Origin of the sequence: Skermanella stibiiresistens SB22 (genome assembly GCF_000576635.1) — a bacterium.
GTDB classification, from domain to species: Bacteria; Pseudomonadota; Alphaproteobacteria; order Azospirillales; family Azospirillaceae; genus Skermanella; species Skermanella stibiiresistens.
In genome coordinates this window covers 158,575-168,361 of sequence record NZ_AVFL01000017.1, presented here as the reverse complement: position 1 = coordinate 168,361, position 9,787 = coordinate 158,575, and the positions used below count along the sequence as shown (strand labels likewise).

10 protein-coding genes are annotated in these 9,787 nt (G+C 65.1%); 7 read left to right on the top strand and 3 right to left on the bottom strand.

Annotation, left to right across the window (positions count from 1 at the left end):
* The 6 genes from N825_RS21720 to N825_RS21695 all read left to right on the top strand — a co-directional run.
* The coding region (locus tag N825_RS21720; RefSeq protein ID WP_198038814.1) for a chemotaxis protein CheA at window positions 1–1,260 on the top strand (1,260 nt) is incomplete at its 5' end.
* On the top strand, window positions 1,257–1,499 hold the full coding sequence (locus N825_RS21715) for a hypothetical protein (RefSeq protein WP_037456845.1): 243 nt from the start codon (window positions 1,257–1,259) through the stop codon (window positions 1,497–1,499). The genes N825_RS21720 and N825_RS21715, both read left to right, overlap by 4 nt.
* A gap of 125 nt (window positions 1,500–1,624) precedes the next feature.
* Window positions 1,625–2,008 carry a response regulator gene (locus tag N825_RS21710; RefSeq protein WP_037456843.1) on the top strand — a complete coding sequence of 128 codons (384 nt, stop codon included), beginning with the start codon at window positions 1,625–1,627 and terminating at the stop codon, window positions 2,006–2,008.
* Window positions 2,005–2,652: a chemotaxis protein CheX gene (locus N825_RS21705; RefSeq protein WP_037456841.1), complete on the top strand. Its 648-nt coding sequence runs from the start codon at window positions 2,005–2,007 to the stop codon at window positions 2,650–2,652. Before N825_RS21710 ends, N825_RS21705 begins: the two co-directional genes overlap by 4 nt.
* Window positions 2,649–4,037: a sensor histidine kinase gene (locus tag N825_RS21700; protein WP_037456839.1), complete on the top strand. Its 1,389-nt coding sequence runs from the start codon at window positions 2,649–2,651 to the stop codon at window positions 4,035–4,037. Before N825_RS21705 ends, N825_RS21700 begins: the two co-directional genes overlap by 4 nt.
* A complete protein-coding gene (locus N825_RS21695) occupies window positions 4,034–4,444 on the top strand; it encodes a response regulator (RefSeq protein WP_051512734.1) in 411 nt (136 codons plus the stop codon). Before N825_RS21700 ends, N825_RS21695 begins: the two co-directional genes overlap by 4 nt.
* Before the next feature lie 12 nt (window positions 4,445–4,456).
* Here the strand turns inward: N825_RS21695 and N825_RS21690 are convergent, their stop codons facing one another.
* The gene (locus N825_RS21690) at window positions 4,457–5,242 is read right to left on the bottom strand and encodes an SDR family oxidoreductase (protein ID WP_037456836.1); all 786 of its coding nucleotides are present in this window, start codon (window positions 5,240–5,242) and stop codon (window positions 4,457–4,459) included.
* Window positions 5,243–5,470: 228 nt separating this feature from the next.
* On the bottom strand, window positions 5,471–5,692 hold the full coding sequence (locus N825_RS21685; protein ID WP_037456834.1) for a hypothetical protein: 222 nt from the start codon (window positions 5,690–5,692) through the stop codon (window positions 5,471–5,473).
* 354 nt (window positions 5,693–6,046) lie between these two features.
* Between N825_RS21685 and N825_RS21680 the strand changes: the two genes are divergently transcribed.
* A complete protein-coding gene (locus N825_RS21680) occupies window positions 6,047–7,975 on the top strand; it encodes a tetratricopeptide repeat protein (RefSeq protein ID WP_037456832.1) in 1,929 nt (642 codons plus the stop codon).
* 301 nt (window positions 7,976–8,276) lie between these two features.
* Here the strand turns inward: N825_RS21680 and N825_RS36760 are convergent, their stop codons facing one another.
* Window positions 8,277–9,314, bottom strand: a complete 1,038-nt coding sequence (locus N825_RS36760) for a calcium-binding protein (RefSeq protein WP_051512733.1) — start codon at window positions 9,312–9,314, stop codon at window positions 8,277–8,279.
* Window positions 9,315–9,787 lie beyond the last annotated feature (473 nt).

The window sequence follows — 9,787 nt, the reverse complement described above, 5'->3', positions numbered from 1 at the left end:
CGCGGCGCCGGGCCGCTGGCCGACGCGCTGGACCGAGCGATCCAGGAGCGCCGGGTCGCGGCGGCGGTGGCCGCTCCCCCACCCGCCCCGCGGCAGTTGAGGGTGGACGAGGAGCGGGTCGACCGGCTGTTCGCCTTGGCGGGGGAACTGGTCGTTGCGAAGAACACGCTGGGCTGGTTGGCCGGATCGGCCAGCGGGCTGGCCGGATCGGCCGGCGACGACCGGCGCCGGCTCCAGGAACTGCACGCCAGTTTCGATAGGCTGACGCGCGACCTGCACGACGCGGTGGTCCGGATCAGGATGGTGCCGGTTGGACAGGTGTTCGAGCGCTTTCCCCGGCTGGTCCGCGACCTGTCGGCCCGGCTGGGCAAGCCAGTGGACCTCACCATCGAGGGGGAGACCACCAGCGCCGACAAGACGGTGGTGGAGAGCCTGCACGAGCCGTTGCTCCACTTGGTCCGCAACAGCCTGGACCATGGCATCGAGACGCCGGACGAGCGCCGCCTTCGGGGCAAGCGGGACGTCGCGACCGTCAGCCTGCGCGCGCGCCACGCCAATGACCGCGTGGTGGTGGAGGTCCAGGACGACGGGCGCGGGATCGACTTGGCCGCCGTCGGGCGCAAGGCGATGGAGGCCGGCGTGATCGACGCGGAGCGGCTGGCGACCCTGGACGAGGCCGCGACGGCGGCGCTGATCTTCGCTCCCGGACTGTCGACGGCGGCGGAAACCTCGGACCTGTCGGGGCGCGGCATCGGGATGTACGCGGTCCGCATGGCGATCGAGCGGATCGGCGGAACCATCGGGATCGAGACCTCGGCCGGCCGGGGCACGACGACGCGGCTGGAGCTGCCGCTGACACTGGCCTTGCTGCGGATCGTCATCGTCCACACGGGCGGCAGGGCGTTCGGCGTTCCGCTGGACGGCGTCGCGGAAACGATCCGGCTGCCGCGCGAGCGCGTCCGGCGCGTCCGTGGCCAAGCGGCCTTCACGTGGCGGGACCGGGTGGTTCCGCTGAACCCGCTGGCCCGGCTGCTGGGGCTTGACGAGCCGGTGATTAGTGATGGCGATGGCATGGTGCTGATCGCCAAGGTCGGCGGCGCCTTCCATGGCGTGGCGATCGACGGGATCTCCGACCGGCTGGAGGTCGCCTTACGACCAATGGACGGTTTGCTGGCGGACATCCCGGCCTATCTGGGGACGACATTGCGGGGCGATGGGCAGGTGCTGCTGATCCTTAACCTCAAGGAGATCCTGTCATGACCGTGCGCCGGCTTGATGGAGTCGTCATCCTGGAGGGTGACTGCCCGGTGGACGAGGCCGAGCCTCTGCTGGACGCCCTGCTGGCGATGCCGGGCGCCGCGGTCGACTGGTCAGGCTGCGTCCAGCTCCACACCTCGCTGGTTCAGGTGCTTTTGGCGGTGCGTCCGGTGACGCGCGGGGTGCCCGAGGGAGATTTCCTCAAAAAATGGATCGCGCCGATACTTGGCCGCGACCCTTGAGAAACATCAGCGGAATTGCCGCACCGCCACAATCATCTGGAAACCAGCGGTCCGGAACTGCATTATCCGACCCCGAAGCTTCCCATCCGGCGGGATGTGCCGTCCGCCAGGAGAGAGTGTCACAGATGCCGCGTACCGTACTTGTCGTCGATGACAGCAAACTGGCCCGCATGGTCGTCAAGAGCATGCTGGCGAAGACGCGGGCCGACTGGCGGGTGGTCGAGGCGGCCAACGCCGCCGAGGCCATCGACCAGATGGCGGCCGACAGCGTCGATATCGGCCTGATCGACTTCAACATGCCGGAACGGGACGGCTTGTCGCTGGCGGAGGAGATCCGCGCGGCCAATCCGGACATGCCCATGGCGATCATCTCCGCCAACGCGCAGGACGCCATCCTGGCCCGCGCCCGCGAGCTGGACATCGCCTTCGTCGAGAAACCCGTGGCGGAGGAGATGTTGAACGCCTTCCTGTCAGGGGCCGTCCTCAAGCTGCGGCGGGTCGCCAAATGACGCCGGAGGATGGCGGCGGCCCCCTGCTGCTGACCGACCTGGAGCGGGACGCCCTGACCGAGATCATCAACATCGGGGTCAGCCGCGCCGCCAAGAACCTGGGCCGCATGGTCAAGGACCAGGTCAACCTTTCGGTTCCCCGGATGGAGATCATGACCCGCGACCAAGCGGTCGAATGGCTGTCGGCGCGCGAGAACAGCGGGCTGGTCGCGGTTGGGCAGGACTTCCGCGGTTCGTTCTCCGGTCAGGCGCTGCTGATCTTCCCCGAGGCGAAGAGCCTGGAACTGGTGCGCACGATCCTGGACGGCCCGCTGTCGTTGGAGGAGATCGTCGACCTGGAGCAGGAGGCTCTCGCCGAGGTCGGCAATGTCGTGCTGAACGGCTGCCTCGTCGTGATGGCGAACATGCTGAAGCAGGCGCTGGACATGTCCCTGCCTCGCGTCATGCGCGGCAGCAGCCAGGTCGTGCTGCTGGGCGCCAAGGAGAATGATCCGGCGGAGCTGGTGCTGTTCCTGACCATCGATTTCGCGGTGCGGGCGCGCAACATCAACGGCTACATCGCCCTGTTCATGGACTTCCCGTCGCTGAGCGCGGTCAAGGCGCTGGTGCGGGACTACATCGACGGGCTCGAAGGCGGCAAATGAGCCCCGCGTCGGACTCCATCCGGAACAGCGGCCTCGTGCTGGACGCGCTTGATTCCGGCGTCGTCATCCTGGGCGCCGACCACCGCGTCCAGATCTGGAACGCCTGGATGGAGCGCGCCACCGACGTTTCCAAGGCGACGCTGATGGGCAAGTCGATCTGGGAGGCGTTCCCGGCGTTGGCCGACAGCCGGTTCAGCGACGCGATCGACGACGCGCTCGAGGCCGGCGCCTCCAGCGTGCTGACCCACTCGCTGCATTCCGCCCTACTGCCGCTCCACCTTCCAGACGGTAGGCCGCTGCTGCACGACCTGATGATCCGGCCGCTGATCGCCCCGGAAGGCCGCCAATGCCTGATCCAGGTCAGGGACGTGACGGTGACGGTCGAGCGCGAACGCCTGCTGCGCGAGCGGCGCGACGCCAAGTACCGCGCCGTGGTCGACACCGCCCTGGACGCCATCGTCACGACCGACACCGCCGGTACGCTGCAATGGATGAACAGGGCCGCGGAGCGCATCTTCGACGTGACCTCGGCGGAGGCGGTCGGACAGGATATCGGGTTGCTGCTGTCGTTGGAGGATCGCTCCCGCTGGCCGCGCGGCTCCGAGGCGCTGGCCTCGCGGGAGGCCTCGGCGCCGCCGATCGAGCTGATCGGGCGTGGACGCGGCGGGGTTCCGCTGAACCTCGAGCTGTCCGTGGCCGAGTGGCGCAGCGAGGACCGCACCTTCGTGACCGGCATCCTCCGCGACGTGACCGAACGGCGGCGCGCGCGGGACGCGCTGGAACAGGCGGTCGCGGACAAGACCGTGCTGCTGCGCGAGATCAACCACCGGGTCAAGAACAGCCTGCAACTGGTGTCGGGATTGCTGAGCCTTCAGATGGCCGGCCTTGGCGACAGCCCGGCCAAGCCGCTGCTGCGCGACGCCTCGGACAGGATCTCGGCGGTCGCCCGCGTCCACCACCGGCTGTACCAGTCCGACAAGTTCAGCACCTTGGATTTCACCGCCTTCCTGCGGGAGTTGTGCGACGATCTGGTCCAAGCCTCGGGCGACAGCGTCTGCGCCATCCGCCTGGAGGCCGACGCACTGGAGGTCGACATCGACCAGGCCGCCCCGCTGGGGCTGATCACCAACGAGTTGATCACCAACGCGATCAAGCACCGCGCGCTCAATCCCGCCCTGATCGACGTCTCGCTGCGGAGCGATCCCGGCGGTTTCACGCTGACGGTCAGCGACCAGGGGCCGGGATTGGTGACCGGTTTCGACGCCGCCAAATCGAAGACGCTGGGGATGCGGATCATCACCGCCCTGACCCGGCAGATCGGCGGCACCTTGCAAATACCGCCGACACCCTTGGGAGCGGCCTTTCGCGTGACGGTGCCGCGGTGAATATCCTGCTGGTGGAAGACGAGGCGCTGATCGCGATGGAACAGCAACTCTACCTGGAGGAGGCGGGACACAGCGTCACCGGCCCCGCCACCCACGCGGCGGCGGCCCTGACCATGGCGGCGTCCCGGCGGCACGACCTGGCCCTCGTCGATGTCCATCTCGCCCGCGACACCAACGGCATCATGGTGGCGCGGGAACTGACGGGAATGGGGGTCCCCTGCCTGTTCGTCACCTCCCATCCCGAGGAGGCGCAGGCGTCGGGCTATGGCCTGGGCTGCCTGATCAAGCCGTTCTCGCAGGAGGAGCTGACCCGTTCGGTGGAACTGGCGCTGGAGATCGCCGCCGGGCGGCAGGCGGCGTTGGCGCCGGCATCGGCGCCGCCGCGCAACCTGCTGCTGTTCGGGTGAGGCCGGCGGCGGTCACACCGACTGGATCATGCCGCCATCGATGCGGATGACGGAGCCGGTCAGGTACGACGCCCGCTCGCTCGCCAGGAATGTCACGACGTCGGCGTATTCCTGGGGATCGCCGTAGCGACCAAGCGGAATCGACGCGGTGCTTTGGGCGGTGACATCCTCGACGGCGCGGCCCTCGCGCTTGGCCTTCTGTTCGTCCAGGAAGCTGATGCGCTGGGTCGCGATGCGCCCAGGCAGGACGATGTTGGCGGTGACGCCGTCGCGGCCCACCTCCTGCGCCAGCGTCTTGGACCAGCCGACCAGCGACAGACGCAGGGCGTTGGAGATGCCGAGGTTGGGGATCGGGGCGACCACGCCGGACGAGGTCGAGGTGATGACGCGGCCCCACTTGCGGGCGCGCATGCTCGGCAGCACCGCGTCGGTGATGGCGATCACCGAGAGCACCATGGCTTGGAAATGCTTGGTCCACAGCTCGGGCGCCTGACCGGCCGCCGTCGTCGGCGGCGGGCCGCCGGTGTTGTTGACCAGCACGTCGACCGGGCCAAAGGCTTGTTCGATCACCGCCAGATTGGGCGCCACCGCCGACAAGTCGGCGAGGTCCCATGGAATGGACACCGCCTGCCCGCCCGCGTCGCGGATGGCGGCCGCCGTGACCTCCGCCGCGCCGGCGTCGATGTCGGCGGCGGCGACCCGCGCCCCCTCCACCGCCAGCGTCCGCGCGATGGCTCTCCCCAAGCCGCCACCTGCGCCGAGAACCAGCGCCACCTTGTCCGTCAATCCGAGTTGCATTCTTCCCGTCCCCATGCGGCCTTGATCAGAAGGCGATAGCACAAGGCATTCATGAGCGTCACGGCGATATCAAGGCCTCGCTTCCGTCTTCTCAGGACTTGATCCGGAGATCCATTGTATAGAAGCCCTGACTGATCGCCTCAGACGTTCGTTACGGTAGCGCTCATGGGATCAAGTCCGGGCAGGCCGAAAAAGGCGCTGCCCCCTGAGGTGACGACCATCCGGCCTTCATCGGACCGGAGCGCCCTCCCCGTCCGGACGGCGGGCGATGGTGAAATGGGCGGAATGCGGATCGAAGCCGCACCGGTCCATCTCGTCCAGGACCTCGCCGACCATGGCGCCCAGGCAGACCGCGTCGGCGTCGGTCAGCGTGGAGCCGTCGGAGCCGGAGACGCGGATATCCCCGAGCCCGATGTCGAACCGGGCTTCGAAGCGTGCGGGTGTGGGCATGACGCTACCCCCGCGGGATGGAAAGGCTGGACCGGGTTCCCCCCCGCTACGAGGGATATGATCGTCGCGGCGGGGGTAACAATGAACGGAGCGCGGACACTCCGTTTGTGGTAGTGAGTTGGTTAGCCATGGATGTTTTGCCTTCACAGTGGGCATCTATGGTGAGGCCGGGCTTTCAAGTCCCCACTTCGGGGCTCGGCCGCCACGGGACACGTTTGGCGGGCGGTGTGTCAGTTGAATTCCCCCGCGTGTCAATGCCGATGCGGAATTTTCGAAACATTTTTTGGACATTTTCTCTCGTTTGTGGACGGGAGAACCGCTATCGTGCGCGTATCAGTTGACGATCCTTGCTAAATGCGGAAGACCACGATGGGCGAGAGCTACGATATCTTCTTCAGCCTCGCCCACGCCGACCGTGCGACGGCAGCGCCGGTCGTGGAGGCCCTGAGGGACAGGGGGCTGAAGGTCTTCCACTATGAGACCGAGATCGCCGACGCGCGGTCGATCACCGAGCGGGTCGTGACCGGGCTCGGCCATTCGCGGATACTGGTGGCGTGGTATTCGAAGACCTATCCGACACGCCGCGCCTGCCAGTGGGAACTGACATCGGCCATCATCGCGGCCCAGCGCGACGTGCCCGATGGCCGGGCGGTGGAACGCCGCGTCGTGGTGCTGAACCCGGAGACGGGCGTTGGGCATCTCCAGCCGGCGGAAATCATCGGCAACAAGTTCATCGACGCGAGCGCTGGCCGGGCCGTCGAACTGGCTCACCGGGTGGCGGCGGGGCTGGATGGGCTGGTGGGAGAGTTCGGGGAAATCCAGGTTCTCGGCGGCCCTCTCTGGCACGGCGGCAACCCGCGCGCGGGCTCCAACCACTTCGTCGGCCGCTTCCCCGACATGTGGAAAATCCATACCGGCCTATCCCGGAGCAAGATCACCATGGTCAGCGGTGGTGGCCTTGGTCTGGTGCTGCTCCAGGGCATGGGTGGCATCGGCAAGACCCTGCTGGCGGAGGAATACGCCCGCCGCTTTGGCGCCGCTTATCCGGGCGGCGTCTTCTGGCTAAGCGCCGTCCAGGGGCAGGACCTTGGAAGCCAGATTGGGCGTATCGCCGGCAGCTTGGGGCTTGGCACGGCTGGCTTGGGGCCGGATGCCGTCGCGGGAATGCTGAAGGGCGCGCTGGCGGCGCGGCCCGCCTATCTGTGGATCGTGGACGACCTGCCGCCGGACGCCACCGCCGCTGACCTGAACGCCTGGAGCGCCCCGACGGCCATTGGCGCCACGCTGGTCACAACCCGCAACACCCGGCTGGACGGATCGGGCACGCCTTATCGGCTGGGCGTGCTGTCGGATGATGAGGCGCTGGAACTTCTGACCAGCCGCCGCGCTCCGCGTCCCGGCGCGGAGGACAAAGCGGCGGGGGAGATCCTGACGCTGTTGGGCAACCACGCACTGGCGGTTGACGCGGCGGGTGCCGCCGTGAGGAAGCTGGGCTATGAGGGCTTCCTGACGCGCCTACGCCATCCAGACCGGGACGCCATGGAGTTGGCCGCCAAATTGGCGGGTGAATTGCCGACTGGCCACGCTCCCCAGATCGCCACGACCCTGCTGGACAGCATCGAGCGCTTGGATGCCGACGGCTTGCGTCTGCTGCATCTGGCCACCCTGCTGGCACCGGCGCCGATTCCCCTGTCGCTGGTGACAAGCATCTTCGCCCGACTTCCGGGTGATGCGGATCTCGCGGACGATGACGCCATCCTCGCCGTCGAGGCTGCGGCGGGAGAAGCATTGGCTGAGCACATCGTGGGTGACGACGGCGCCGATACCGTGTCGGTCCATGTCCTTGTCAGCCGCACCATACGCTTCCACGGAGATGAACCACCACCTGGACTGCGCGACGCGGCGGTGGCGGCGTTGGTTGAGCGGATGGAGGACGCAGACGATATCCGCAACCACTTCGGATTGCTGCCACTGATCCCTCATGCCCGCGCGTTGACTGGGGATCCCTTGGACGCCCAAACATCTAGGCTGCTGCACTGGCTCGGATATTTCAATCTTGAACGGGGGGCATATGTGGAGGCTGAAACGGATTTCGGCAGGACCTTGAATGCGAGGAAAACTCTACTCGGTCCTGAGCATCCCGATACACTGGCCAGCATGAACAATCTGGCCGCGACCCTTTTTGCGCGCGGTGACATTGAGGGAGCGCGGGCGCTGGTGGCAGAAGCACTGCTATCGCGCTTCACAAATACGGTCCTGCCCTCGAGATTTCACGAGCGTTGATTGCTTGGGCCATCCACCTTGGTATCACTCTCCCGCCGGGCGTGGCACCGCCAGATGCCTAGTTCATGCACTCATTTTTCATGTTCGTCCTTTGTTAAAATAAATAATCGATTTTAGAATTATTCGCCGTCAGATGATGAAAGCTTTATCCTATATCAGCTTGTGTATTACAAGGAATTTATGGGTTGTTGTAGGTCGGATAGAGCGAAGCGGCATCCGACATAGACGCGCCTGCTTGTCGCATGCCGCTTCGCTCTATCCGACCTACTAGATTTTTACGGAAAACTTCTTTGAAGCCCCGTCACGTGAAGAGGAACACGGCGTCCGACCGCGTCGTCAAATGCGCCAGATCAGTCCCCATCAGCAGCACCGTATGGTCGTCCGCCAGTTCTATCAGCGTACTGCCGCCCAAGTCGGTCGAGCGCTCCAGGACGGCTTCGGCGCTGGTCAGGCCAGGGCTGGCGTCGAGGCGGATGTGATCGTAGGTTGGGTTGAAGTCCAGGATCTTGTCCGAACCGCCGGCAGCCGGTTTGAACACGAAGGTGTCGGCGCCGGAACCGCCGATCATGATGGTGTTTCCGGTGCCGTCGACCAACGTGTCGGCACCGGAACCACCGTCGAGTGTCTGTGAGCCGACACCCGCGATCAGGACATCCTTGCCCTGGCCGCCAGAGAGGTACGAGGGTCCCAAACCGCCGTGAATCTCGTCGTCGCCGGCCTCGCCGAACAAGCGGTCGTTGCCGGTGCCGCCATAAATGCGGTCGTTTCCGGCTCCACCGAACGCGGTCAGGTCTCCCGTCTGGCGCACGGCCCAGTGACCGGCTTCCGACTGGTAGGAGCTGTAATCATAATAGTTGAACGTCGAGGCGACTTCGTCGGGATTGAAGTATATGAAGGAGTTGTGGTGATCGGGAGAGGTACCGGCGTAGTTGGGATCGAGCTTGCCGGTGTCCGGGTTCCAGATCCATTGGCTTGGATAGTCCAGGGTCGCCAGCGTCTGTGTCCAATGCCGACCTTCCTGCGAATTGCTGAACATGAACTCGACAGGCGCTTCCTGGAAGGTCTGGCCGTAAATCGGAGTGTCGAAGGCCACGCTACCGAATGCCGTGCTGGGCGAGGAGCCTTGGTTGCTCCAGCTATAGTCCTGATAGACATATTCTTGATACTGCTCGTCCCAGACATACCTTGAACCGTAGAAGGTTTCGCTCCACTGGTTGGAGTTTCCAGCGGCCGGCACCCAATCGAAGATGACCTTGTCGCTCGCCACGATCACGTCGCCGCCCGATCCACCCCACTTGATCTGAGCGCCGCTGTTCGTCGTCGATGTTGTTTCCACCATGGTCCCGTCTCCACCCCTGATGATGCGCACGATGCCGAGCGTCCGTGAGGTAGGGTTGCGGAAGAGTGGTATAGCAATCGTGAATACGGGAAATTTACTTGTAGAAACTTAGCATTGTATTTATGACTTTCTATTATTCGTGCATTTCATGTGTTGAATATCGAGTAAAATCATGAAGTTCTGCAAATGAAACAGGATCAATCTTTTACGCATGTAGATTTGGTTTTCAGCGTTATGGCGCGGCGCTTTGGCACAGTGGATCCCCGGATCAAGTCCGGGGATGACGATTTAGGGTTGGTTAAGAGAAGAATCACCCCTTTTCCGTCATCCCCGGACTTGATCTGGGGATCCATTGTACGGGAGTGCTGCCTGATTGCCTCAGGCAGCCATAAAGGCATCGCCCACCGGATCAAGTGTGGGAAACGCGGTGACGAGGCACCGCCGTGCCTGCCTGACGGTCATATAGCTTTCCC